This window comes from Synechococcus sp. 1G10, assembly GCF_002252625.1.
Lineage (GTDB): Bacteria > Cyanobacteriota > Cyanobacteriia > PCC-6307 > Cyanobiaceae > Regnicoccus_A.
In genome coordinates this window covers 81,365-103,737 of the sequence record NZ_NQKW01000001.1, presented here as the reverse complement: position 1 = coordinate 103,737, position 22,373 = coordinate 81,365, and the positions used below count along the sequence as shown (strand labels likewise).

The following is a 22,373-nucleotide window of genomic DNA, read 5'->3' as shown; positions in this document are numbered from 1 at the left end:
GCTCCCTCTCAGGACGACTTGAGCGTTGTCGGTGCGTTCAATCCCGGAGTGGTGGCGACGGCGGAGGGAGTCGTCCTGCTGATCCGGGTTGCCGAGACACCGCGACAGGTCCATACGGGTTATGTGGGTTTGCCGCGCTGGGATGTGGTAAGAGGTCATGTGATCACGGACTGGCTTCCAGAGCAGGAGGTTGTTTTCAATGATGCAAGGGTTGTGAAGATCCGGAAGACGGGCCTGCTTCGACTCACCTCCACCTCCCACCTGCGGGTTGTACGCAGCCCAGACGGTCGCAGTCTGGGAGCGGGCGAGCTGCAGATCCTCAGGCCCAGCCATGACTACGAGGCCTATGGCATGGAAGATCCTCGAATTTGTCTAATCAATGATCGCTTCTATATTACTTATGTAGCCGTTTCCCCTCACGGGGTGGCAACAGCTCTGGCATCAACCCAGGATTTCAACTCCTTCCAGTATCACGGACTGATCTTTTGTCCGGAGAACAAGGATGTTGTGCTGTTCCCTGAGAAAATCGACGACAAGTATCTCGCTCTCCACAGACCCACCGCGGCCCATATCTTCTCCCGTCCTGAGATCTGGCTGGCCACATCACCTGATCTGCTGAATTGGGGCGGGCACCAGCCCATTCTCAGCGCCACCGCAGCCTGGGATCGCGGACGCATCGGCGCAGGAACACCACCGATCCGCACGTTTTCGGGTTGGTTGGCTATTTACCACGGCAACGATAAGGGAGAAGAAGATAGCGGCATAGGCGGCTATGGCGCAGGATTGCTGCTGCTGGATCTGGATCATCCCGAGAAGATCAGCAGGGCGGGAGGTCAGATTCTGGTGCCAGAAATGGAGTACGAACGCCAGGGACTTGTGCCGAATGTGGTCTTCCCAACTGGAATCATCAATCAGGGGGAAACAGTGCTGATCTATTGCGGTGCCGCAGATACCGTAACTGGTGTTGTTGAGTTTCGCCTGAGCGACTTGTTGGAGGAGAGCTCATGACTGTCGCAGCAACTATCCGTTTATGGCCCACTTGGACCAATTGCCACTATTTCATTGCGTTTCTTGGCTTGGTGTAGAGGCTGTGGTCCGACTGTTACTGATTCGTGTTAAGAGAGTGAGAAGACATGCTCATGCACCCAACTGAGCTGCATCCCAGTCACAGAAAAGGCTATTGGGCTACGGACCAATGAAGCTATTGGCCAATGCAATGATCCGAAGAGTTCCAGCAGCACCGCTTGCCCATGCCCATGCCCATGCCCATGTCCATGTCCATGTCTTTCCGCTTCCGCCTTAGTTCCCGCCTGGGCCCGTTGCGCCTCAACTACCGCTTCGCGAGCTTTCCGCTAAGTCAGGGTAGCCTGAGCTCGATCTCGGTCGCTGGTCGCGGGGCTGGGGAGCAGATTGATGGCGCCGTCGGTGAGCACCACATAGCCTTCGGCCTGCAGAGCCTTGCTCAATTCAGCGACGCTGGTGAACATGCCGTTGCGCAAGCTGGGGCGAAATCATCCGGCAGCGCCTACCGCTTGATCCGATCGATCAAGGGGGTGATTGTCGGCTTGGTGGTGGCGTTGACGGTGGGCAGCCCCGTCCAGCGGGTGGCGATCACCTCTATATCGGTGTCGAGTCTCACCACGCTGGCCGTACTGTGCAGGGCCACAGCGTTCACCAGCAGCTCGGGGCCCGTTGCCAGAGATCCGTTGGCATGCTCAGGCCGGGCTGGTGAAGCGCAGCACCTCGAAGCGCACCAGTTCGGCCCGATGGGCCACGGGTTTCCACGACCCAGGGGGCGATGAACGGCTTGAAGGCGGTCGGGCTGCGGCTGCGCCTGAAGTCGATCCAGAGGCTGGAGCCGAGCAGCAGGTTCATGAGCCGCGCTGCTGGCCACTCTGTTCAATAAGTTCTGACAGACTTAGTCCTTGCCTAAACTAAGTGTTTCATTGGAGAATTTCGCCATGGAGCCAGCTCTGCCGTTGCCGCCTTCAGAGCAGCTCACTGGGCCGCACTCAGGGCCTCGTCTTGTGAATGTGCATCAGGCCAAAACCCAGTTGTCGCGCCTGATTGATGACGCCCATGCCGGCGAGACGATCGTTCTGGCCAAGGCCGGAAAGCCCTGGGCCCGGCTGATGCCGCTGGCATCCCCACCCCCGCAGCGTGTTCCGGGTCGGCTGCGCAGCCAAGGCCCCCTGGGTGATCCCGTTGTCCTGCTGAAGCCTATGGAGGCTGATGAGCTCGCCAGCTGGGAGGACAGCCCTCTGATCTCAGCAGCCCCCAACACGTGAGCAACTCCGCGGGCTACCTGCTCGACAGCCATGCGCTGCTCTGGTGGTGGTTCGATCCGGATCGGCTTTCCTCGGCAGTTCGGGAAACGCTGATCGACCCAACCAGCTCGATCCTGGTGAGCGCAGCATCTGTGTGGGAACTCAGCCTCAAGCACCACCGCGGGAAGCTGCCTGAACTCGGTGATGCCATCGCTGATTTGCAGGGGTTAATGCAGGCCGATGGCTTCGTTGGCCTACCGATCACAGCAGCCCATGGGCTGAGGGCCGGGGCTTACCCCCAATCTCACCGAGATCCCTTCGATCGCATCCTCGCCGCCCAGGCCGAAGTGGAACGGCTGGTGCTCCTGACGGCCGATTCACAGCTCTCCGCCTTTCCCTGTCAGACCCTCTGGTGATCGCCGATGGCGATTGGGCAAAGCCCCCTGGATATCGCCGACAGGGCGCCCCGCAACAGCGAGCACGACTTGTGCTCTTTCCTGCAGTCCACAGTCATAGTTAACATTCCGGTGGCCCCTGCCAGCCTGGGACCCTTCGCCCGCCCCCACCAACCCAACGGCTCGGCATCTCTAACGATGAGCTGATGACCGCGAAGAATCAGACCAAGCGGGAGAAGTTCCTGGCGGAGATGTTGGCGGTGGCTCCTTGGCAGGTCCTGACCGAGCTGATCGATCGCTAGGAGTTTGTTCCTCGAAGCTTCGTCGTCAGTCGCCAGCTTTGTTCGTAGTTGACAACTGCTGCGGTTTTGCTGAGGCCAAGGCCCGTAGGGCCATTCCTCGCAAAGGCAGGCAAGCTGTGAGGATCCAGAGGCCCTAGCCAAACCGGCTCAGAGTTGAGGCTGAGTGGACGTACATACTCGACCCCACTTGCCGGATATTTTTACCTGCTGAGAAATCAGCAGTCTGAGGAATCACCATTCTGAGGAATGACGGCCATGCATGGTTAAAAGCAGGGGTTGAAGCCGAAGGCGGTTGTAGCGCTGCAGCCACAGGCAGGGCAGGTTGAACAGGGTCGCGAAGATCAAGTTTATCAACACACCGGCAGGGGGTAGCCACAGAGCTGTTGCGATCCAGAAGGGCCAGATGGCCAGATGCACAAGTTCTGCACGCCTGGATTCCTCCACAAGACGATGCAAAGTGGCAGGATCTCGGCTGACCAGGCTGTTCTTGAGCACACCTCCAGGTAGGGCATTGCCAGCATCCGGCAAGAGGGATTTCCAGTGCTGGATCCCCAGGCGTTGCTGGTAGAGCTGCTTGGTCTCTGGCCATGGACGTCTTGTGAGCCAGGTGTCGCTACTTAAAGCCGCTTGGGGTAAGAGATGGGCCAGCCAACCGACCAGCACCGACCACACCGACCATCCAAGCGCACAAGCCAGAGCCGCTAATATGTTTGAAACTGTCTGCCCTTCCATTCGATCGTACCGCGTTTCAGATTGAAGACTGCCAGAACAAAGACCCCCAGAAAACACAGAACAGGGATCGGGAACACCAGGCAAATCCAAGCGAAGTTCCCGACTCGCCATGTGAGCGTGATCAGCTGCACCGCAAAGGCAAGGTAGAGGAGCAGATTGGGAAGAACGGATGGCTGCCCCATCAATGGCCAGCCCAACAAGGACGCCGGCAGGCACCAAGCGGCCCAGAACAGGCCTGAGATCCACAAGAGCACGGCCAGCATCCAGATTGCACGAACCTCCCCAGCAGCGGTGGCGAAATTCTTGGCGAAGCCCATCACCATGTCATTGAAGCCACCTGGATACATGCGGTACTCGATCAGACCATCACCGATGTACGCACTCACCGGCAATCCGGCTTCTACATACAAGTGGCCCATGAACCAGTCCTCTACCACTTTGCCTGCGACAGCTTCATGGCCACCGACCTTGTCGTAATCAGCACGACTGGTGGCCATAGCCGGCCCGAAGGCCACACCGCATCCCGGCCCCATCGGCACCGCCATCAGCCCCACCAGGCTGAACAGCACCGAAAGCTGCTCGTAAGCCTGCTCGGTGCGATGGAACGGCTGAACCGACACCAGACCGCCAAGCTGCTCTTGGGCAGCCACCAGCCTCTCCAGGAACTCGGGAGCTGGCTCGGTATCGGCATCAAGGAAGACCAGAATCTCGCCTTTGCTGGCCTTGACACCATGATGCAGAGCCCAGGTCTTACCGCACCACCCATCCGGTAGAGAAGGCGGTTGCATCACCTTGGCCCCGAGATCCGCCGCGATAGAAGCGGTGCGATCGCTGGAGTGATCATCAATCACGATCACTTCAAGGGGGGTGAAAGTCTGGGAATTGATGGCTGGCAGCAGATTTGGAAGAGTGCCTTCCTCGTCCCGAGCAGGAATCAGCACCGAAACGGTTGGATTCCCCTTTATCTTGCCCTCAGGGAGCCGGTAAAGCCTCAAGCAGAGTGCCCAGCCAAGCAGCCAGCGCACAAGAACTGAAATGGCGACAAAGTCCATTGATCGGAAGTCGTTAAACGTTTTCGAAAGAAAAGAGAGAGCGTTGAGCCTGGATAACTACATCTTGACCCTGAATCACCAACAGTTCTGGATAGCCGCTGAAGTTGCAGCATCCCATCGTCGAAGCTGAGTGCAAGGCAAGGTGACCATGCCGAAGGTCATGCCGTCCAGACTTCGAACGACTCCAGCACCGAAGGACCGAACGTGGTTGTGAGGGCCACATCGGCCGCATCCCGGCCACGGGCGATCAGGATCCGCCCGATCCGCGGAGTGTTGTTGCGTGGGTCGAACACATGCCAGCCATCACCGAGGTAGGCCTCAAACCAGGCATGGAAGTCCATCGCTGAATGGGGCGGCGGCACTTCGATGTCGCTCAGATATCCCGTGCAGTATCGGGCTGGGATGTTGACGCACCGGCAGAGGGTGATTGCCAGATGGGCGAAATCGCGGCAAACCCCCTCCCGGTTTTCAAAGGTCTGCACCGCTGATTTGGTCGGGTTGGTACGGCCATAGTCGAAATGGACGTGCTCGTTTACGTAATCGCAAATCGCTTGCACCCGCTCCCACCCCGTGCAGGGCTGCTGGAACTGGGACCAGGCAAACTCTGTGAGTAGATCGGTCTCGCAGTAGCGGCTGCCCAGCAGGAAGATCAAAGCATCATCCGGCAGATCCTCCACCGGCCTTTGCTCCAGCCAAGGCAATACCGGATCGGGCAGAGCGCGATCGGCTACGAGCCCTCTGCTAGTTATCTGCAGCCGCCCAGCTGGGGCCACCAGCCGCTGGCATTGGTTTCCATAGGAATCCACGTAGGAGCGCAGCGGTACCGGCGGATCCAACTGCAACGTGTCGGGCTCAATCAGATCGTCTGCCCGGCTGGCATGGACGCCCAGAGTGACGATCATCGGGGTCGGCTGGGGGCAGCTGACCTCCAGCTTGAATCCCACGCTGATCTGGATAGGCGATGGTGGCACAAGAGGGATATTATGAGGTATTTTCATAGTTTGCTCCAAAGACTCTTGCATAATTAGTCAACGAATTCTGACGGCAACCACGGCGGGCGCTCTCTCGGGTTACAGGGCTACAGACGCTTAGATGCTTATATCGTATGAGCTCTGACTGCTCCTGGTCAAGGTGATCAGATACCTCGGCCTCTGATCAGACGGAAGATAATTGAGATTACGGCAGTCACCAACAGGATATGAATTAATCCTCCCAACGTGGTGGAGGTAAGCAAGCCCAGGAGCCACAGCACCACAAGGAGGATGGCAATCGTCTCAAGCATGGATTCAATCTGCGAAGAATGGTAATGAGGGCGGGCGCAGCCCTCTCTGCCTTGGCAAGCAGGGCATCGAGGCTGCACCCGAGGGCTTCACTTGATGTTATCTGCGGCTTGTCCTGAAATCTCGCTCACCTTCTTGGCCGCCGCTTTGGCGCCCTGCTTGAGATCTTCGGCGGTGTTCACGGCTGAAGCCTGGACTTGCTTGGCCTTGCCTTTGATCTGATGGCCTGTGTCGCCAGTCAGTTCGCCGTAGGCGGATTCCAGTTTGCCTTCCGCATCTTTAGCGGCGGCATCGAACTTGTTAGACATTGCAGCAAAAGCGATGGGGAATGGAGCATGAATGTGAACCAGCGCCTGAGCAGGCGCTGGAAACACGGTGATACCAAAGGCGATCACCAATGCCCAAAGGGAGGTGATCAACTTGAACGGAAAGAGCTTCAACGGATAATCCTCCAGTGGACTACTTCCTAATTCTAGGCAGGTATCACCTACATAGCAACAGACTGACTAAGCGATGCTCTAAATAAAACAGCCCAAACGTAAATTAATGAGTGCACAACTGGTTTATTCAAATGTGACCAGCCATGTCTGCGGACTCAAAGATGAGGGTGGTGTGCAGCAACGATGAAAACACTGCTTTTTGCGGGTTCCGCGGATTGTGTTTATACGCTGCCTGCTTCCTAATGGCTGGTTGAGATATCTGACTGCTGATAATGGATGGTCAGTTGCTGAAGTCGGAGTGAGCACCAGCGTCTTTGGGCTTGATCGAATCCCCTAGCCAGCTGGCATGGAGCAAAATGGGGGACGTGCTCGACGACCTGCCTACAACTGAGTTCGATAACTTCCAATTGCCAAACCCAGGCTCAGTTCAAGAGTTGAACGCGAGCCTGCTGCAGCAACTGAGAAAATCGAATGCAAGAGCAATGCCTCTAACCATTCAACCTTCTTCCCACTGGAACCCCTGATCATTCCAGGATTGTGGATCCTCGATCGGCTCAAGATGAGTGAGCACATGCGTGCGGTTCAGAGTCCTGGCGATCTCGCGCTCCAGCTCTTCGCAGAGATCGTGGCCAGCCTGCACCGTCCACCGGCCCGGAACCAGAACATGGAAGGTCACGAATCGGCGTGAGCCGGCCACACGGGTGCGCAGGGCATGGAAGCGGATGTCCTCCGTTTCGCGTGAGGCGAGCAATGCCTCCAGCACCCCTTGCTCGTCCTCTGGCAACGAACGATCGAGCAATCCGGAGGCAGTTTCGTGGAGCAGCTTCCAGCCGGTGACGACGATATTGAGCGCCACCGCGATCGCGATCAGGGGGTCGAGGATCGTCAGACCTGTCACCTTCACCAGGCCAATACCCAGGACGACACCGAATGAGGTCCAGACGTCGGTGAGCAGGTGGTGGGCATCCGCCCGCAGGGTGATCGAGTGGAAACGGCGGGAGGCCCGCAGCAGCACCCAGGCCACCAGAGCGTTAAGGGCCGTGGCCACCAGGGAGAGGGCCAGACCGATACCAATCTGCTCAAGAGGCTGGGGCTGCTGCAGTCGGCCGACGGCTGCATAAATGATCGCCAGGGCTGCCAAAACGATCACAACGCTTTCCAGCCCGCTGGAGAAATATTCGGCCTTGAAATGGCCGTAATGGTGTCTACGGTCGGCTGGTTTTGCGGCAAGCGTGAGTGCCCAGAAGGCCCCCAGTGCCGCCACCAGATTCACACCGGATTCCATGGCATCGGAGAGCAGACCCACCGAGCCGGTGAGCCGCCATGCAAGCGTTTTCAGCACGATCGTGGCCACCGCAGCTGCCACCGACAGCAGCATGTACGAGCGTGGGGATGCGAAGACCATGGGAACTCGGGAGGGGTATCCGAAGGATGGAACCGTGGGCGTTGATGCTCTGTCTCAATACCAGCGCGGCGCTTTCGTTGCCGGAGGGCCATGGCCTGCCGCCATGACCTCTGCCCAGGTGATCCGGTACACCTCAATATCCTCGGCTTCTGTGCTGATGGGCTGCATCCGATCGGAGCCAGAATCGCTGATCAACAACACCAGCTAACAACTGTGGGGACGGCCGCACTACAGGCCCTGCAGGGCAGCTCTAATGGCGAGCGAATCGAGAATTGGCGTGTTGTGGTCGAGGTCGGGCACCACCACCAGCCGCGCCACACCTGGCCGAAAGGCGCGGTGCAGGGCTTCGGCGTGGCGCGGAGGCACCACCCGATCGAAGGCCGCCGCCACGATTGTGGTGGGTGCGCGCACCAGGGGCGCCTCCGCGGCCGCATCCCAGCGATCGATCAGCAGCAGATCCACAGGCAGCCATGGCATGGTGGCGCGGGCCACTGCCAGCAGGCTGTCGAAGGGCACCAGCAGCACCAGCCGGTGCACCGGGCGGGTGGCAGCCAGATGCACCGCCGGCCCCGTGCCCAGGCTGCGGCCCACCACTGTCACCGCGCTGTGGCGCTTGGCCACATGTGCATAGAGGGCCAGGGCGTCGGCGCGCAGGGCCGCTTCGTTGGGACTGCCCTCGCTGCCCCCGTAGCCGCGATAGTGGAGCAGGTAGAGGGCGGTGTCGGGCAGCAGGGCGGCCAGCTCGGCGCGGGTCAGGGAAACGTCCTCGGCGTTGCCGCCGAAGTAGATCAGCCCCCGGGGCCCCGGATGGGGGCGATGGGCCACCAGTACGCGCTTGCCCTCCACCTGCAGCTCCAGCCGACTGGAAGGATCGGCCGCGGGCCTTGGGAAGTAGATGAACGAGCGCTGGGTCAGGAACATCAGCAGGCAGACGCCGCCGTAGCCCAGCAGAAGCAAGCCCGCCCAGCCCAGAAACCTATCCACACCCATCGCCGCTACGCCCAATGCCCCTCGGCAGACCACGCTGAACAGCCCTGTCGGGACCGATCTCCAGCAGCGCCTGGCCGATGCTGACGTCGCTGAACAACAGGACTTGGAGTGTCAAGGTGTGGCCCACTGCCAGCTGATGGCTACTACGAGTGGAGATACAAGCAGCCATATTGGGTCTGATGAAGACGCGTCCGAGTATGAGGCTCTCAGTCCCCAATCTTCCTGTCCAGCCACTGCGTCACCACGTAGACACCGATAAACATCGGCAGATAGGCGATCCACATGTTCGGGAGGTTCAGTTCTGAGTTGTTGATCAGAACAAGCCCAGCATAGCTGATCAGGCCATAGATCAATGCCCTACGCAGTGGTCCAACAAGCTTCTTCAAGTGAACTGCAACAATGACTCTGCTCCATCTTATCCGCAATGAGAACATCGACCGCCTGCGCAGGGCAGGCGTGGCCTGTGGATTCAGCTTTGCAGAGACCTGGCAGGGGGTTGGATCGGGTTGCGATCAGCCCTGCGGATGGCGAATGTTGCGCCAGATGCCGAATTCGGTGCTCACCGATCACGGTGAGGCTGACCCTGTTGATCCACTTGGCGGTAGCTCCTTGGCTGGCGGTTGCTCATCGCAGAAGAGACAGCCATTGATTACGGACTCAGGTTGATTGACATAGATCTGTTTGGAGAATGCTGCTGATCACCAGGGGCCGGCGCTGAACAGCAATTGCAGCAGGGCAAATCCCGTCAGACAGGTGGCGGCGAGCAACGGGATGGTGTGCAGCACGATTGGGAAATCCCTCCGCTTCGACCTACTGACGATGCTTGATCAAGCTGCCGATGGCGGATCGGATCAGGAGAACAACAAACACACTCGGAGATGAAGTTGTGTTGCTGATTGTGCGATTTGAACATCTCGCCAGCTTCAAGACACGAACAGTCGGTAAAGCCAGCGCACGAAACCACCCACCACTGGTACCGGCTCGAAGGTGGGGCCAACGAAATCGAAATAGTCGCGATGCTCCACGATCTTGCCGTCGGCACCGATGCGCAGGCGGGTGGTGCCGGGATAGACGAACTCGATCCCTTTGATCTTCAGGCCCATCGTCCACTCCACGAAGGCTGTATCGCCACTGAGCGCCACGGCGACAGGCGCCTGAGCGAGCAGGCTTCCGGCGAAAGGCCATCGACACCCGCAGGATTCCAACGATCACCACCGCAAATGGGCCGAAAAGTCCGCCACCACTAGGGAGATGAACCTTGCAGGGTTACCACCGTCCGAATTCCGATCGGCGAACTGATCGCGAGCAGACCAGCCTCAGGGTGCACTTACCACCAGGCAAAACCGCTATGCGGATCAGCCGATTCCCAGAATGCTTTTGGTGAAGGCCTCGCCCCCCCGGGCGTATTCAGTGATCAGCAGGGCGATGAAACCGAGCATGGCAAGGCGCCCGTTGAGCTTCTCGGCACGCTCATGGAAGCCCCAGCCCCGATCGGCATTCACGACTTCCATACGAGGTTCTGTAGCGAAGGCATTGAGGCGACCACCTTCCTCTGTTGTGACGGTGGCACCTCGGATGGAGGCGCGATCAACCGCACTGGTGGTCTTGGAGGTGTCCGGTTCCATGGCAGTCTGATTCGAGAAGAAGCATTCTAACAGCGATGACTGGGTGCAAACAAACTACAAGTACGAATTACACGCCAGCTGGGCTGGTTTCTGGCCTGTTTCAACAGTCATGAAGGCAACGACCCCAACAGGGACCATCCACCAGCAACCCGTCGTTGATGTTGACATTCTGCGCTCACAGGCAAGGCTGGGACAGCGGGGTGGCCTTCTTCGAGGAGCTACATACCCCTCTCCGCTGGAACGTTCGGTTATCACCCCTCAGGATCAAGTCACGTTGTCAGAGCTGACGCTTTCGTGTGGAGAGTATGCTATGGGTAGCTTGCCACCGACCAAAAATCAAGGACAAGCATAGGCCTGGATATGCGGCCATGCGCATGAAACCCTGGAACTGATTTGCAAGGTGAAGACTCAGGAACAATCTTTGCCTTTTGAATATGAAGAAAGTTCCTGACTGATGTACCCGAGCATGATCCTCAAGGATCATTAACACTATTCCAGGCTTGAAGCTTAAACATCTGGTCTTTTGTCAGTGAAATTCAACCACCCAACACCACATCACACCCCGGAAACTCCCTTGCGACTTTCCCGTCGCTTGCTTGGTGCGGTTGGCACGAAGGTATCCCTTGAACATTCAGAGAGAATACCCACTGATAACAGAATCCTGGTTGTCAGCAATCATCGCAGCGTACTCGATGCTCCCCTGTTGATGGCAGCCATGAACCGCTCCGTGCGATTTGCCTGTCACTACTACATGAGTCGTGTTCCAGTGATGCGGGATGTGGTTTCGGCAATGGGAGGCTTTCCTTTGGACGCTCCCAGCCAGAGACAAAAGCACTTTTTCCAGAATTCAATCAGCTTCCTGCAAGCAAGGCAAGTGGTGGGAGTGTTCCCCGAGGGGGCCCAGCCGATGGTTCAGGTCAAATCTGCCAATCAACTCAGCCCCTTCCATCGGGGTTTTGCCCATCTGGCCCTGCGAGCACCAGTTACTGATTTAACGATTCTGCCGGTTGCCATTCTATCAACCGAAGAGAATAAGCATCAGCTGGCCCCGCTTAAGCTTTTCCGCTTGTTCGATCCTTCAGAACCGCTGTTCAACTGTGGGGGATGGCATCCTGCAATTGTCTATCGTCGCGTTCATCTTCACTTTGGTTATCCTATCCAGATTGATGAGAATTTACGCCAACAGTATCGCGGCCGCCACGGTACGCCGCTGGCTAAGGAAATAACTCAGTCATGCTGGGACCAGATTGACGGAATGCTGCAACAAGGCTGTAACTAATCCCTTCACGCAACCGATGTCAGTCTCCACCAGACCACTCCGACTACTGTCTTCCACGTCCAACAGAACGAATCTTCCCCTGTTTGTCTTTCTGCCGGGAATGGATGGGACAGGTAAGTTGTTGGAACCCCAGCAAGCTGGACTGAAGTCCATTTTCGATGTTCGCTGCCTGTCGATTCCCCCTGACGATTTAACAGGCTGGGATGGGTTGGTTGAACAGATTGCTGGTTTGCTCAGAAAGGAGAAGCAACGTTTTCCTTCACGTCATATAGTTCTATGCGGTGAATCGTTTGGTGGCTGTCTGGCCTTGGGGCTGGCAGTTCGCCATCCGCCTCTCTTCGATCGTCTGATACTGGTGAACCCAGCTTCTGCGGCGGGTCGCCAACCGTGGCTGGGTTGGGGAGCCTCATTTACGCAGCGCTTACCAGGTTCCCTTTACCGCCTGTCTACTTTTGGGCTGTTACCGCTTCTGATTGCCTCCCACCGTGTTCCAGTTGTGAGTCAGCAGGCTTTGTTGGCTGCCATGCAATCGGTCAGCCCACCAAGTGCTGCCTGGAGATTGTATCTGCTCAGCCAGTTCGAGATTGAGAAACCGGCTCTTGAGCGGATTGAGCAACCTGTTCTCGTCCTGGCATCGGGCTCAGATCGACTCCTCCCTTCCGTGCAAGAGGCGAGAAGATTAGAAAGACACCTACCTAATTCTCGGACCGTTCTACTGCCAGAGAGTGGGCATGCTTGTTTGCTGGAAAAGGAGGTCAAGTTTGGCAGTATTCTGAAGTCACACAACTTTCTTGTCGACGCCAGGAAGTCTGATCTCGCCCTGTCGAGATAACTGAGATGCTTGAATGACCAGTAACAGATAGGCAGCAGCAGCCAGGTGTCTGAGGTTTGCGCAGTGCTCACTCCTCAAGGTGAGGAAGTCATGGGATCTGCCGCCACCAACGCCAGGCCTCCACGTTGATCAACACCCCGAAGACCGTGAGGGCAACCATCAGCACAATCTGATCGAGGCGAGCATCGGGCACCAGGATGTCGGCGAGGAGATGGGGAACGTTGGTGATCGAATAGACGACGCTGAACCAGAAGTGGATCCGCCGCCAAGGCCGCCAACGCGTAGCAGGGCCGACTGCAGTGGCTGAGTAGGCGATCAGCACGATCGCGATCAGCGGCAGCAGGAAGTAGCCGAGCATTGCTCCGAAGAGCAGGGGCAGCGCCCCCTCGTGCACATGGCTGTGGATCTCCGGCGACTGGCCGTGGAACAGGGGCATGAGGCCCAGGTCCACGTGGAAAAGCATTGCCAGCAGCCAGGTGATCCAGAGCGTGATCAGTCGCAGGGGCTGGTTGATCGACGTGTTCATCACTCTCGTTGCCTGTTCTCTCAGTGTGGGAAGCAAGGAAGCATGGACCTTGTGATCTTGGTGGTTCTTTGTGGATGAACCGATGCATTTCATCAAGGGTCGCGGCATGACCGCTGCCGAATCCACGCCCATCACCAGCACCCCGCCGGCGTCCACCTGGCCTACTCGCCTTCTGTGGTCACCACCACGGGCTCACCGGCCGCTTTCCAGGCCTCGATGCTTGGAGAACCCCCCGCCCCAGCGACGCCCTTGCCCTACACGATCTGGGCTGATCCTGACCCTGACCCTGCAGCGGAACGATTGGCCTCGTCTCGCTGGAAGCAGTGATTCAGGGGGCCAGATTGACGCTGATCGTTTTAAGCACCGATTCCGGCAGGTTTCGGGAGACCGGACAGGCCTTCATGCGGCTTGGCAAGAAGCGTCAATTCAATGATCCAAGCGAGTATGAATCGGTACAGCAACTGCACCCCTCGATTGGGCGAAAGCCCAACCCCAGTCCTCTGCTCTCGCTCTACTCTCCCTCCCAGCCACTCAGGGGCAGAGTTCAGGCTTGCTGTATCAGCCACAATGCAGCCGCCGCGCAGATCCGTGAGCCAGTGCCCACCGCCTGCGGGGAACGAGCAGCTTCATGTCCGGTTCTTGGCTGCGGCCATAAATGCAGCACGCATCCATCAATGGTCGCAGGCCAGAGTTGGCGCTCTTAGATCTTCCCCTTTCTCTGCGATAGACGAGCTGGATTCTGTCAGTACGGTTGGGCGCACTCCAGCGACTGGGCGCAAGTAAGAACCCAAAAGACCATCCCGCAGCTGCGACTGTGGGATGGTCAAGGGACAACGTTGCTCGACGAGAGATGCTCAAGGCTTGATCTCATCAGCCGATAAGCCCCGTCTGGGTTATGCAGCCCAGGATTCGCACATCAAAAACATATAATCAGCATATGGCTCACTCCACTGGGTGAGGTGGCAACCGTGTGGTGCCACGTTGGGCCTGTTTCCAATCTCATCACCTCCATCTGCGCTGCCGGGCGACGTACCCGGATTGCTGTTGAGGAGAGAGCTCTCAGGGGGGCCTCCCCTCAACTTCAAGCTAAAGCTCCTGCGTGTTGATGGAGGCTGGAGGGGGTACCTGTTCCCGTACAGCGGAGTGCGCTCGTAACAGAGCCAGAACCTGTTCATCCCGAAGTTGCTCGAAGTGCTCATACCAAAGACCAACAGCCTGGAGATCGTCGACTTCAGCCAGGGCCACGAACCGATCCACCAGCAGGCTCAGTTCGGCGATGATGTCGCGATCGACCACTGGCACTCCCAGGGCCAGCGAGGCCGGGTGAAACTTGCGCAGCGAGAGCAGGGCAGCCTTCACGGTCATGCCTGTAGCGATTCCGTCGTCCACCACGATCAGATGTCGGCCGAGAAGCTGCTCACCCGGAGGGTCCCCGAACAGCAGTTGACGGCGTCTCAGTTCCTGCTCCTGCGCCCGCAGCCAGCCGTGCGCTGCGGCCGTCGTCGCCCTGCGAATGGCGCCTTCCCCATCACGCCAGACCACCACCCCACCGGCGGCCACCGCACCGATCGCCAGCTCCGGCCAGGCGGGATCGGCGACCTTGCGCACTGACCAGGTCGCCAGTGGCAGCCCCAGGCGGGAGGCCATGGCGGCCGCCACCGGCACTCCCCCCCTCGGCAGCGCCAGCAGGGTGGTGGTGTCGGCGAGGCCCAGGCAATCGGCGAAGGCTTCAGCAAGAGCGAGCCCTGCCTGGTGGCGGTCGCTCCAGAGAGGAGGTCGGTCAACCATGTCTTGAAGGGGGGCGTGAGGGATCAGGAATCATTCAGCCTGGCCCCTGAGAGGTGTTTAAAAAACCAGTCGCGGGCAAGCTGGGCGGCCTGCTCCAGGGTGCCGGGCTCCTCAAACAGATGGGTGGCACCCGGCACCACCTGCAGGGCATGGGGAGCAATCAACCGCGCGGCGGCCTGTCGGTTGAGCTCGAGCACCTCAATGTCCTGAGCACCGACGAGGAACAGCGTGGGGCTGCGCACAAGAGGCAGGGCCTCCGCAGCGAGATCGGGGCGGCCCCCACGGGACACCACGGCTTTCACCGGATCTGGGCGCGCCGCTGCCGCCGCGATGGCCGCCGCGGCGCCGGTGCTGGCGCCGAACAGTCCGATCGGCAGACCGTTCAACTCCGGCTGGCTGCCCGCCCAGTCGATCGCCCCGATCAGGCGCCGTCTGAGCAGGTGGATGTCGAAGCGGAGCGATCGGTCCAGTTCATCGATCCGCTCCTCCGCGGAGGTGAGCAGATCGAACAGGAGCGTGGCCAGCTGTGCCTCCACCAACACGCTGGCCACGTAGCGGTTGCGGCGGCTGAAGCGACTGCTGCCGCTGCCATGGGCGAACAGCACCAGCCCAGCTGCCGGATCAGGAAGCGTCAAACTGCCGGCCAGCTCCACGCCAGCTGAGCGGACGATCACCTCCCGTTCGGCGGCGTTGGAACTGCTCACAGCAACCCCCTGAGGCTCCCCTGTCCTAGCCACAGGAGGTCAGGGGCGCTGCATCACATCCCTACGAGGTCACGGCCTGGGAAGGCCAGCGTGGATACGGTTCAGGTGGATCCCTCCGATCCCCCCTTCCTGCCGGTGCCTGCCATGAACTGGACGCCCACACAACCCCTCGACGACAACCTGGACTCGCCTGATGCACCCGATCGAATACTCCAGGAGCTGAGTGATGAACTCACCGGTGAACCCTCGCCGGCAGGGGATGCCGAGGAGGAGGACCTCACCGGACTGACAGAGGCTGAACTCGAAGGCGCGTCCGGTGTCGAGTCCCCTCCCGGACGCATCGACTGACTTGGCCATCCGACTGGAAAGCCCCGCCTCTGGTGAAGGTGACAGCGAGCGCCTGCTGCTGCTTTGCCAGCGCAGGCGGTAGACGTCGTCGATCAGGCATGGGGATACCAGAGGCTGCCGCCTCTGGAGTCAGTATGAACCGACACCAGCAGGGGGGTTGATCCTTGGCCGTGGCTTCCCCATCCCTGCTCAGCACGCTCCTGATCCTGCTTGTGGGCGTCCTGCTGGCTCGTCTTTCAGCCGGATGGATGGCCCGATGGGCGGTGCCGGCGATCGTCCTGGAGCTCGCCATGGGTTTCATCCTCGGCAACACCGTGCTTCCGTTCCAGTCGATGGCGCCGCTGAGCGGTCTCACGGAGCTGGGGGTGCTCACCCTCTTCTTCCAGGTGGGCCTTGAGGTGCGCGGTGATCTGATCTCCTCGCGTCGTGCCACGGTGCTGCGCACGGTGGCGCTGAGCTTCTGCACCCCCCTGCTGGCGTTCTGGCCCCTGAGGAGCTGGTTCGCTCTCTCCCTCCCCACCACCCTGCTCTGCCTGGCCGTTCTCAGCGCTACAGGCACCGGCGTCACGCTGCGGCTGCTTGCCCAACGCAGGGTCCTGCAGACCCCCTCCGCCAGGGTGCTGGTGGGGGTGTCGGTGCTCGACGATCTGCCGGCCATCGGTCTGCTGCTGATCGCCACCGCCACCTCCGGCCTGCGGCTTGGGGGGCAGGGGGGCGGCTGGATCGGCCCGCTGGTGGGAGTGCTGATGGCGATCCTCAGCTGGGTGGCCGTGGACTACTGGGCCCGTCACCGCAGCGAGCGGCCCACCAGTTCCCTGTCCGTGATGATGATGCTGATCGGCTCTGCCTGGCTGGGTGAGTCGAGTGGTCTCACCAGCCTGCTCGGAGCCCTCTGGGGAGGGGTGCTGATGGCCCGGCTGGGTCCAGTGCATGGGGAGGTGCAGCGGGTGCTGAACGTGCTCTCCGAAGTGTTCCTGCCCCTCTACTTCATCAGCGTCGGCATGCGGGTCGCTGCCGGCACGCTGCTGGAGCCACTCGCCTGGAGCCTGGCGGCGGTGTTGATCGTGATGGGTGTGCTCAGCAAACTCACCTGCGGCCTCGGCATCACTCGCCGAGATCGTGAGGAGGGCGTCGACCGCTGGCTGGTGGTGGCGGGTCTGATCCCCCGAGGCCTTCCCGGACTGGTCTTCGCCACCACAGCTCTTAATCAGGGCCTGATCAACTCGGTGCAGTTCTCGGCCCTGGTGATGATGGTGACCGTCACCACGGTGCTGGGTCTACTGCTGCTGGAGCGGCGACTGAGCCGTGTTGAACCTGCCCCAGCCTGAACTCTGGGGTCTGCGTGGGCTTCAGTTTGTTGTTCTTCCTTGTTGTACCAAGGTCTACCCAGAATTCCTGACCTGGCCCTGCAGCCACCCAATTTCAGGGTGAAATCGCCTCAATCCCAGTCGATGGGATCATCGCCCAGCTCATACCAGCTCAGTTTTCTCCACCTTCACCACCCTCACCACCTTCTTCTCGTTCATCCCCTTTAACACCCTCTTTGGTCTTCTCGCTCTGGACAGCGCCGGGAACGGTTTTTTCCATCTTTTCTCCATTGCCTTCCCCGCCCTCCTTGGTCTCGGGGGCACCTCCGCAGCCCACGGTGCCGGCCACCAGTCCAGCGGTGGCCAGAAACAGGGCAATGCTGGAGCGGGCCATGGCAAAACTCATATGGTGTTTCATTGTGAGGTCGTGGCTCCCGGCAGCCCGTGCATTTGCCACAGCCTGTGGTGCCATTCGTCACAGTCCATGCGTTTCGCGCTTGAACCTCTGCTGGAGGCCCAGCAGGTGGCGGATCTGCGGATGGAACTGCTGGCTGAGGCCGATGCCTGGAGGCCTGGCGTGGAGACCGCCGGTTGGCATGCACGAACGGTCAAGAACAACCGCCAGCTGGATCGGGGTTCAGCTCTGCAGGGCCAGCTCACACCACGGGTGGTGGAGCCCCTGTTACGCCACCCCCTAGTGCAGTCGGCAGTCTTGCCTGTGAGGGTGCACGGGCTGCTGTTCAGCCGTTCCGGACCCGGTGAAGGCTATGGCCGTCACGTGGACAACGCCTTCATGGCGGAGGGTCGCAGTGACCTCTCCTTCACCCTCTTCCTCAGCGATCCGTGCGAGTACGAGGGAGGCGCCCTGGTGCTGGAATCGCCCGCGACAGAGGAGGCGCTGCGGCTTCCGGCCGGACATGCGTTGCTGTATCCCAGCACCTTGTTGCATCGCGTCGCGCCCGTGACCCAGGGGGAGCGTCTGGTGGCCGTGGGCTGGATTCAGAGCCGGGTTCGCGACGCTGAGCAGCGTGAACTGCTGTTCGAGCTAGACACCGCCCGCAGGGCGCTGTTCCGTCAGGAGGGCAAGAGCGACGTGTTCGATCTGATCAGCCGCAGCTACACCAACCTGATGCGCCGCTGGGGGGAGTGATCCAGGCAGCAGCGAGATCCAGTAGTTTTTGGTCCCGGCTGGATCAGTTCTGCTTCTCGCCCGACCCGTTGTTCCCCCCAGTGCCCTGGCTGTCGGTTGGCGCTTTGGGCTCCATAATCACCCCAAGGGCACGGCATTCAGCGATCGGATCCACTTCTGGTGCCAGGCCCAGTGCCTTGCGCAGTGCATCCAGCTGGGCAACCGATTGCAGATCAATCGTGTTGACCGCCTTCTCGCAGGCCATCTTCTTGAGGGCCGGGAGATCGGGGCTACCGCATCCAGCCAGCAGCCCAAGGGTGATGCAGGCACCTATCGGGACAACTCTGACCATGGTGGTGCAACCGAAGAAGTCGACAGATTAGAAGCGGATGTCAGGCTCCAGTCTTGCCCAACCGCTGGGGGAAGGACACATCCAGCACCAGGCAGCCGACGTCGGTGCTGAATGGGCCATGCACCTCACCAGGAGGGCGGCTGGCGTAGTGGCCTGTTTCCAGCCAAATCGCGAAGGACCCATCCCAGAGGCGACCGCTCACGATCAGGATCTCCTCGGGATAAGCGTGCACAGTCGCCCCGAAGGCAGTGGTGTGGGCACCGGGGTGGAAGCGGGTGAGCCGGGTGAACTCGCCGGTGGCCGGATCATGACTGAGGATCACCTCCTCCACCTGCCCCTCGAGGCCCTCAAGCCAGTGCCAGCAGTGCTGCTGGTCCTGGGCCAGGGCATTCCAGTAGGTGCAGGTGGTTTTACTCACAGCGGTGCGCTCAGGTGCGATCGATCGGTGGGGCGATCTCGTGATCTCGCTCCAGGGCCAGATCCTCGCTCCCAGCGGGGTGACGCATCGGGCCCAGACCGCAAGCTGCAGGTTGGGTGATCACTACACGCCGAATGATTCCCAGTTGCAGGGGATCCCCATAGTCTCTTCATACAAGTCTTTAACCTTTGGTTGTTCATGGATGCCAACAATTCTGTTCCCCAGGCCATCAGCCACCGGCAACTGATAACTCTGCTGCAAACTGCCGCTTCCGATACCCCGATGGTCGAGGGTGGTGCCGAGGCGGACCGGAGTGATGAACTCGAGGGGCTGCTGCGCAGCTATGGACAGGTGAGCCAAAGGCTGCTGCAGGCCCTGCAGCAGAGGAATGGAGCCCTGGCCAAGGGACGCAACCCCAGGCAACTGATGGCGATCGGTGCTTTGCAGGCACATGTGACCATGGCGCTTCAGGCCCTGACTGCAAGCCAGGCCTGAGTTCGCCGGCTCCAGGACGGGCTACCAGGGCAACACCTCACCGTTGGCATGCCAGAAGGTGCCCGAATTCTCCAGGGTGAGTTCATCGATCCGATCCAGCAGCCCTCGCACTGACTGCTCCGGTGCAATCCCCTGGGACGTGAACCCTGTCATCCCGGTACTCACCATGCCGGGATGGAGGATTCCAACAGCAACCTCGCGGGGCTTCAGGTCGATCGAGAGGGATTTACCGGCCATACAGAGCGCCACCTTCGACATCCGATAGCCATAGGAGTTGCCGGAGCTGTTGTCTTCAATCGACCCCATGCGACTGGTCATCATGATCACCTTGGAGCCCGGCTGGAGCTGGCCCAGAAATGCACGGGTGAAGCGCAACGGAGCGATCGCGTTCACCTCGAACTGACGGCGGAGGCTCTCGACATTGAGATCCTCCAGCGTGGTTCTCTCGAGGATCCCGGCATTGTTGATCAGCACATCAATCGGCAGATCCTGCAGCCGCTCCACCAGGGCCGTGATCGACTCCTCATCGGTGACATCCACTCCCGCCTCGATCCGCACTCCCAGATCCTCCAGATCAGGAGAAGGATGGCGGCAGACGGCCACCACGGAATCGCCACGGGAGGCGAGCTGCTTGCAGTACTCGAAGCCGATGCCGCGGTTGGCGCCGGTGATCAGAACAGTCGCCATAAAGGGCTGAGTCTCCGCTCAGTTTGATGTTTACTTGGATCGTATGTCACGGGGTGCCCACCGGCTTGGCAAGCATGAACGTACATGCAATCAGTCGTTCCAGAAGCAATCGGATCTTTTATGGGCACCTCGAAAAATCAGCCTTCCCTCGACCATTGGCCAAGGCCGACGCCGGCTAGGACATGAGTCTCAATCGGTGCCTCTAGGGTAAACCGGTATTTTTCGAGGTGCCCTTATGGCATCAGCGCAAGCGATGTTGTAGACGATGCCGAAGCCACCGGGTGAGGGTGAGCTGAAGCCGCCTGTCACATGGTTGAATTTGGTATTGGGCTTAAACTCCCACAATCGTGTCAGTCAGGTGCAGCATGATCAGCCTTGATCGCATTGTTCTGAACTGAAACGGCGGCTCTCATCACCACAGCAACCCCATCAAGAACGCCAGGCCTGCACCCACCGGCCCATAGAAGAAGACACTGGTCATCGCCGCCTCCAGTTCCCGGTCATGTCTTGGTGAGTACTGCGCCACCAGCACGAGGCTGATCACCGTGCTCAGTACAAACCCAACCAGCGCGCCCAGCAGCCCTCGTCCAAGTCGCTTCATGCTGGCTTCGGGTCGATTCCGTCCCCATCCTCACTGAATTCTGCTTCGAAAGCCCGTCCAAGTGGTTCAGCCGCGATTCCCTCCACTTCCCGCAGATAGCGGGCCAGGCCGTCACTGTTGCCGTGGGTGACATACACCTGGCGGGCGCCGGTATCCCTCACGGTGCGCAGCAGGCCGTCCCAGTCGGCGTGATCGCTCAGCACGAAGCCGCGCTCGTAGCCACGCCGCCGCCGGGCACCGCGCACCGCCATCCAGCCGCTCACGAAGGCGGTCTGGGGCTCCTTGGACCGCTTCATCCACACCGAGCGGTGTGCCGAGGGGGGCGCGATCACCAACTTCCCCGCCAGGCTTTCACTGCGCGGCAGGTCACTCACGGGCCGGGTGGGCACCATGGCGACCCCCTGCTGCCGATATGGCTCCATCAACGCCTGTACGGCGCCGTGCAGCAGCACCTCCTGCTCCACTCCGATGGCGGCCAGTTCGGCGAGCAGGCGCTGTGCCTTGCCGAAGGCGTAGGCGAACAGCAGCGATGGCCGCTCCGGCGCCCCCTGCCACCAGGCGCGAATGGCGTTAGCAACGTCAGCGCCGCTCGACCAGCGGTAGATCGGCAGGCCGAAGGTGGCCTCGGTGATGAACACATCGGCCTGCACTGGCTCGAAGGGGGCGCAGCTGGGGTCGGCGCAGCGCTTGTAGTCGCCGCTCACCAGCCAGCTCTCGCTGCCTGCCTCCAAACGGATCTGGGCGCTGCCGAGCACATGGCCGGCGGAATGGAACGACACCTGGGCGCCGCCGAGGCGGTGCAGTTGCCCGTAGTCGACGGGGATCAGGCTGATGCCCGCGCCGAGGCGCTGGCGCAGGATCGCCTCACTCGCGCCGATCGCCCAGTACTCGCCGCAGCCCTGCCGGGCGTGATCGGCGTGGGCATGGGTGATCAGGGCCCGCGCCACCGGCCGCCAGGGATCGATCCAGGCCTCGGCGGCCGGGCAGTACAGCCCCTGGGGGGTGAGCTGGAGCAGGCCGCCGGTGGGCAGGGACATGGTGGTGAGCGACCTACGGAAGCTTGTCGATGCGTTGGCAGGTCCCAGTCACTGTCTGCTCATCAATGTCGGGCCCGTCGTCACGCCGAATCTTCCATTCACTTTGATAGATCAGAGTCTGCCGATGGATGGTATGGCTTTCCGCCACAAACTGGGGCCTGTACATCCGTTTCTCCCAGTATATTTCCCGATCGGTGATCTTCACTGTGCTGTCATCGATGATCCCCCCTCCAAGCTCGGCAGGCGGTTCATAGGTGGCGATGGTGCTCGTCACCTCCCCCGTGCCGGGATCCGGCTCCAGCATCGGAACCGCCCACCTCCGCGCTCTTTTGTTCAGAAATCCCGGTGCCATCACCATGGGCGGATTGATCGGTCGCAAACT

General features: G+C 60.2%; 30 protein-coding genes and 1 pseudogene. 9 read left to right on the top strand and 22 right to left on the bottom strand.

Annotated elements, in window-relative coordinates; all coding sequences use genetic code 11:
• The first annotated feature begins 18 nt into the window (after positions 1 to 18).
• Positions 19 to 1,008, top strand: coding sequence for a hypothetical protein (locus CJZ82_RS00545; protein WP_198949589.1), 990 nt, complete (start codon positions 19 to 21; stop codon positions 1,006 to 1,008).
• Between the two features lie 517 nt (positions 1,009 to 1,525).
• Here the strand turns inward: CJZ82_RS00545 and CJZ82_RS18565 are convergent.
• Entirely contained in the window at positions 1,526 to 1,666 is a 141-nt protein-coding gene (locus tag CJZ82_RS18565) for a hypothetical protein (RefSeq protein WP_198949588.1), read from the bottom strand.
• Between the two features lie 5 nt (positions 1,667 to 1,671).
• On the bottom strand, positions 1,672 to 1,875 hold the full coding sequence (locus CJZ82_RS00540) for a hypothetical protein (RefSeq protein ID WP_198949587.1): 204 nt from the start codon (positions 1,873 to 1,875) through the stop codon (positions 1,672 to 1,674).
• Between the two features lie 179 nt (positions 1,876 to 2,054).
• Here CJZ82_RS00540 and CJZ82_RS00535 point away from each other — a divergent pair, with 179 nt between their 5' ends.
• Both CJZ82_RS00535 and CJZ82_RS00530 read left to right on the top strand, forming a co-directional pair.
• Positions 2,055 to 2,288 (top strand): prevent-host-death protein, encoded by a 234-nt coding sequence (locus tag CJZ82_RS00535; protein WP_233129940.1) that lies wholly within the window; start codon positions 2,055 to 2,057, stop codon positions 2,286 to 2,288.
• Complete coding sequence (locus CJZ82_RS00530; protein ID WP_198949586.1) at positions 2,285 to 2,683, top strand: type II toxin-antitoxin system VapC family toxin; 399 nt, start codon at positions 2,285 to 2,287, stop codon at positions 2,681 to 2,683. The genes CJZ82_RS00535 and CJZ82_RS00530 overlap by 4 nt, the downstream gene beginning before the upstream one ends.
• Before the next feature lie 512 nt (positions 2,684 to 3,195).
• Here CJZ82_RS00530 and CJZ82_RS00520 read toward each other — a convergent pair.
• The 10 genes and pseudogenes from CJZ82_RS00520 to CJZ82_RS00480 form a co-directional block, all read right to left on the bottom strand.
• Complete coding sequence (locus tag CJZ82_RS00520) at positions 3,196 to 3,636, bottom strand: hypothetical protein (RefSeq protein WP_233129939.1); 441 nt, start codon at positions 3,634 to 3,636, stop codon at positions 3,196 to 3,198.
• 29 nt (positions 3,637 to 3,665) lie between these two features.
• On the bottom strand, positions 3,666 to 4,748 hold the full coding sequence (locus CJZ82_RS00515; protein ID WP_094553842.1) for a glycosyltransferase family 2 protein: 1,083 nt from the start codon (positions 4,746 to 4,748) through the stop codon (positions 3,666 to 3,668).
• A 158-nt stretch (positions 4,749 to 4,906) separates the two neighbouring features.
• Entirely contained in the window at positions 4,907 to 5,650 is a 744-nt protein-coding gene (locus CJZ82_RS00510; RefSeq protein WP_233129938.1) for a transglutaminase family protein, read from the bottom strand.
• Positions 5,651 to 5,883: 233 nt separating this feature from the next.
• Positions 5,884 to 6,030, bottom strand: a complete 147-nt coding sequence (locus CJZ82_RS17585) for a lmo0937 family membrane protein (RefSeq protein ID WP_143593491.1) — start codon at positions 6,028 to 6,030, stop codon at positions 5,884 to 5,886.
• Between the two features lie 87 nt (positions 6,031 to 6,117).
• The gene (locus CJZ82_RS18780) at positions 6,118 to 6,468 is read right to left on the bottom strand and encodes a CsbD family protein (RefSeq protein WP_233129937.1); all 351 of its coding nucleotides are present in this window, start codon (positions 6,466 to 6,468) and stop codon (positions 6,118 to 6,120) included.
• A 496-nt stretch (positions 6,469 to 6,964) separates the two neighbouring features.
• Positions 6,965 to 7,873: a cation diffusion facilitator family transporter gene (locus CJZ82_RS00500; RefSeq protein WP_094553841.1), complete on the bottom strand. Its 909-nt coding sequence runs from the start codon at positions 7,871 to 7,873 to the stop codon at positions 6,965 to 6,967.
• A gap of 228 nt (positions 7,874 to 8,101) precedes the next feature.
• Positions 8,102 to 8,863 carry an alpha/beta hydrolase gene (locus tag CJZ82_RS00495; protein ID WP_094553840.1) on the bottom strand — a complete coding sequence of 254 codons (762 nt, stop codon included), beginning with the start codon at positions 8,861 to 8,863 and terminating at the stop codon, positions 8,102 to 8,104.
• Positions 8,864 to 9,069: 206 nt separating this feature from the next.
• On the bottom strand, positions 9,070 to 9,249 hold the full coding sequence (locus CJZ82_RS00490; RefSeq protein WP_094553839.1) for a hypothetical protein: 180 nt from the start codon (positions 9,247 to 9,249) through the stop codon (positions 9,070 to 9,072).
• Positions 9,250 to 9,786: 537 nt separating this feature from the next.
• A pseudogene (locus CJZ82_RS00485) lies at positions 9,787 to 10,014 on the bottom strand (transcriptional regulator); the annotation flags it as partial.
• Between the two features lie 204 nt (positions 10,015 to 10,218).
• The gene (locus CJZ82_RS00480; protein ID WP_094553838.1) at positions 10,219 to 10,488 is read right to left on the bottom strand and encodes a high light inducible protein; all 270 of its coding nucleotides are present in this window, start codon (positions 10,486 to 10,488) and stop codon (positions 10,219 to 10,221) included.
• A gap of 574 nt (positions 10,489 to 11,062) precedes the next feature.
• On the opposite strand from CJZ82_RS00480, the gene CJZ82_RS00475 reads away from it, so the two are divergent.
• Both CJZ82_RS00475 and CJZ82_RS00470 read left to right on the top strand, forming a co-directional pair.
• Complete coding sequence (locus CJZ82_RS00475) at positions 11,063 to 11,767, top strand: 1-acyl-sn-glycerol-3-phosphate acyltransferase (RefSeq protein WP_233129936.1); 705 nt, start codon at positions 11,063 to 11,065, stop codon at positions 11,765 to 11,767.
• Positions 11,768 to 11,783: 16 nt separating this feature from the next.
• Positions 11,784 to 12,599, top strand: coding sequence for an alpha/beta fold hydrolase (locus CJZ82_RS00470; protein ID WP_094553836.1), 816 nt, complete (start codon positions 11,784 to 11,786; stop codon positions 12,597 to 12,599).
• Positions 12,600 to 12,687: 88 nt separating this feature from the next.
• Here CJZ82_RS00470 and CJZ82_RS00465 read toward each other — a convergent pair whose 3' ends face one another.
• From CJZ82_RS00465 to CJZ82_RS00455, 3 genes are all read right to left on the bottom strand, one after another.
• On the bottom strand, positions 12,688 to 13,125 hold the full coding sequence (locus CJZ82_RS00465; RefSeq protein ID WP_094554103.1) for a hypothetical protein: 438 nt from the start codon (positions 13,123 to 13,125) through the stop codon (positions 12,688 to 12,690).
• Positions 13,126 to 14,211: 1,086 nt separating this feature from the next.
• On the bottom strand, positions 14,212 to 14,913 hold the full coding sequence (locus tag CJZ82_RS00460) for a phosphoribosyltransferase (protein ID WP_094553835.1): 702 nt from the start codon (positions 14,911 to 14,913) through the stop codon (positions 14,212 to 14,214).
• Between the two features lie 23 nt (positions 14,914 to 14,936).
• Positions 14,937 to 15,617, bottom strand: coding sequence for a dienelactone hydrolase family protein (locus CJZ82_RS00455; protein WP_198949584.1), 681 nt, complete (start codon positions 15,615 to 15,617; stop codon positions 14,937 to 14,939).
• 90 nt (positions 15,618 to 15,707) lie between these two features.
• Here CJZ82_RS00455 and CJZ82_RS00450 point away from each other — a divergent pair, with 90 nt between their 5' ends.
• Together CJZ82_RS00450 and CJZ82_RS00445 are read left to right on the top strand one after the other, a co-directional pair.
• The gene (locus tag CJZ82_RS00450; protein ID WP_094553834.1) at positions 15,708 to 15,965 is read left to right on the top strand and encodes a hypothetical protein; all 258 of its coding nucleotides are present in this window, start codon (positions 15,708 to 15,710) and stop codon (positions 15,963 to 15,965) included.
• Positions 15,966 to 16,135: 170 nt separating this feature from the next.
• Positions 16,136 to 17,293: a cation:proton antiporter gene (locus tag CJZ82_RS00445; RefSeq protein ID WP_143593490.1), complete on the top strand. Its 1,158-nt coding sequence runs from the start codon at positions 16,136 to 16,138 to the stop codon at positions 17,291 to 17,293.
• Positions 17,294 to 17,444: 151 nt separating this feature from the next.
• Here the strand turns inward: CJZ82_RS00445 and CJZ82_RS00440 are convergent, their stop codons facing one another.
• Positions 17,445 to 17,666 (bottom strand): hypothetical protein, encoded by a 222-nt coding sequence (locus tag CJZ82_RS00440; protein ID WP_094554101.1) that lies wholly within the window; start codon positions 17,664 to 17,666, stop codon positions 17,445 to 17,447.
• A 90-nt stretch (positions 17,667 to 17,756) separates the two neighbouring features.
• On the opposite strand from CJZ82_RS00440, the gene CJZ82_RS00435 reads away from it, so the two are divergent.
• On the top strand, positions 17,757 to 18,422 hold the full coding sequence (locus tag CJZ82_RS00435; protein WP_094553832.1) for a Fe2+-dependent dioxygenase: 666 nt from the start codon (positions 17,757 to 17,759) through the stop codon (positions 18,420 to 18,422).
• A 43-nt stretch (positions 18,423 to 18,465) separates the two neighbouring features.
• Here CJZ82_RS00435 and CJZ82_RS00430 read toward each other — a convergent pair whose 3' ends face one another.
• Both CJZ82_RS00430 and CJZ82_RS00425 read right to left on the bottom strand, forming a co-directional pair.
• The gene (locus CJZ82_RS00430; RefSeq protein ID WP_143593489.1) at positions 18,466 to 18,753 is read right to left on the bottom strand and encodes a hypothetical protein; all 288 of its coding nucleotides are present in this window, start codon (positions 18,751 to 18,753) and stop codon (positions 18,466 to 18,468) included.
• 40 nt (positions 18,754 to 18,793) lie between these two features.
• On the bottom strand, positions 18,794 to 19,171 hold the full coding sequence (locus CJZ82_RS00425) for a cupin domain-containing protein (RefSeq protein WP_094553830.1): 378 nt from the start codon (positions 19,169 to 19,171) through the stop codon (positions 18,794 to 18,796).
• Positions 19,172 to 19,453: 282 nt separating this feature from the next.
• Here CJZ82_RS00425 and CJZ82_RS00420 point away from each other — a divergent pair, with 282 nt between their 5' ends.
• Entirely contained in the window at positions 19,454 to 19,666 is a 213-nt protein-coding gene (locus CJZ82_RS00420) for a hypothetical protein (protein ID WP_143593488.1), read from the top strand.
• A gap of 21 nt (positions 19,667 to 19,687) precedes the next feature.
• Here the strand turns inward: CJZ82_RS00420 and CJZ82_RS00415 are convergent, their stop codons facing one another.
• From CJZ82_RS00415 to CJZ82_RS00400, 4 genes are all read right to left on the bottom strand, one after another.
• Positions 19,688 to 20,353 carry an SDR family oxidoreductase gene (locus CJZ82_RS00415; RefSeq protein WP_094553828.1) on the bottom strand — a complete coding sequence of 222 codons (666 nt, stop codon included), beginning with the start codon at positions 20,351 to 20,353 and terminating at the stop codon, positions 19,688 to 19,690.
• A gap of 412 nt (positions 20,354 to 20,765) precedes the next feature.
• Positions 20,766 to 20,954 carry a hypothetical protein gene (locus CJZ82_RS00410; protein WP_094553827.1) on the bottom strand — a complete coding sequence of 63 codons (189 nt, stop codon included), beginning with the start codon at positions 20,952 to 20,954 and terminating at the stop codon, positions 20,766 to 20,768.
• The gene (locus tag CJZ82_RS00405) at positions 20,951 to 21,991 is read right to left on the bottom strand and encodes a ligase-associated DNA damage response exonuclease (protein WP_198949583.1); all 1,041 of its coding nucleotides are present in this window, start codon (positions 21,989 to 21,991) and stop codon (positions 20,951 to 20,953) included. The genes CJZ82_RS00410 and CJZ82_RS00405 overlap by 4 nt, the downstream gene beginning before the upstream one ends.
• A 13-nt stretch (positions 21,992 to 22,004) precedes the next feature.
• On the bottom strand, positions 22,005 to 22,295 hold the full coding sequence (locus CJZ82_RS00400) for a hypothetical protein (RefSeq protein WP_094553826.1): 291 nt from the start codon (positions 22,293 to 22,295) through the stop codon (positions 22,005 to 22,007).
• Positions 22,296 to 22,373: the final 78 nt, after the last annotated feature.

Bases quoted from the DNA above. Each gene is read 5' to 3' on its own strand.
- CJZ82_RS00480 (WP_094553838.1), bottom strand. From the start codon at position 10,488: ATGGAACCGGACACCTCCAAGACCACCAGTGCGGTTGATCGCGCCTCC.
- CJZ82_RS00515 (WP_094553842.1), bottom strand. From the start codon at position 4,748: ATGGACTTTGTCGCCATTTCAGTTCTTGTGCGCTGGCTGCTTGGCTGG.
- CJZ82_RS00420 (WP_143593488.1), top strand. From the start codon at position 19,454: ATGGTCGAGGGTGGTGCCGAGGCGGACCGGAGTGATGAACTCGAGGGG.
- CJZ82_RS00465 (WP_094554103.1), bottom strand. From the start codon at position 13,125: ATGAACACGTCGATCAACCAGCCCCTGCGACTGATCACGCTCTGGATC.
- CJZ82_RS00410 (WP_094553827.1), bottom strand. From the start codon at position 20,954: ATGAAGCGACTTGGACGAGGGCTGCTGGGCGCGCTGGTTGGGTTTGTA.
- CJZ82_RS00415 (WP_094553828.1), bottom strand. From the start codon at position 20,353: ATGGCGACTGTTCTGATCACCGGCGCCAACCGCGGCATCGGCTTCGAG.
- CJZ82_RS00400 (WP_094553826.1), bottom strand. From the start codon at position 22,295: ATGCTGGAGCCGGATCCCGGCACGGGGGAGGTGACGAGCACCATCGCC.
- CJZ82_RS00500 (WP_094553841.1), bottom strand. From the start codon at position 7,873: ATGGTCTTCGCATCCCCACGCTCGTACATGCTGCTGTCGGTGGCAGCT.
- CJZ82_RS17585 (WP_143593491.1), bottom strand. From the start codon at position 6,030: ATGCTTGAGACGATTGCCATCCTCCTTGTGGTGCTGTGGCTCCTGGGC.
- CJZ82_RS00470 (WP_094553836.1), top strand. From the start codon at position 11,784: ATGTCAGTCTCCACCAGACCACTCCGACTACTGTCTTCCACGTCCAAC.
- CJZ82_RS00440 (WP_094554101.1), bottom strand. From the start codon at position 17,666: ATGGCCCGCTCCAGCATTGCCCTGTTTCTGGCCACCGCTGGACTGGTG.
- CJZ82_RS00405 (WP_198949583.1), bottom strand. From the start codon at position 21,991: ATGTCCCTGCCCACCGGCGGCCTGCTCCAGCTCACCCCCCAGGGGCTG.
- CJZ82_RS00510 (WP_233129938.1), bottom strand. From the start codon at position 5,650: ATGATCGTCACTCTGGGCGTCCATGCCAGCCGGGCAGACGATCTGATT.
- CJZ82_RS00540 (WP_198949587.1), bottom strand. From the start codon at position 1,875: ATGAACCTGCTGCTCGGCTCCAGCCTCTGGATCGACTTCAGGCGCAGC.
- CJZ82_RS00430 (WP_143593489.1), bottom strand. From the start codon at position 18,753: ATGGTCAGAGTTGTCCCGATAGGTGCCTGCATCACCCTTGGGCTGCTG.
- CJZ82_RS00495 (WP_094553840.1), bottom strand. From the start codon at position 8,863: ATGGGTGTGGATAGGTTTCTGGGCTGGGCGGGCTTGCTTCTGCTGGGC.
- CJZ82_RS00460 (WP_094553835.1), bottom strand. From the start codon at position 14,913: ATGGTTGACCGACCTCCTCTCTGGAGCGACCGCCACCAGGCAGGGCTC.
- CJZ82_RS00435 (WP_094553832.1), top strand. From the start codon at position 17,757: ATGCGTTTCGCGCTTGAACCTCTGCTGGAGGCCCAGCAGGTGGCGGAT.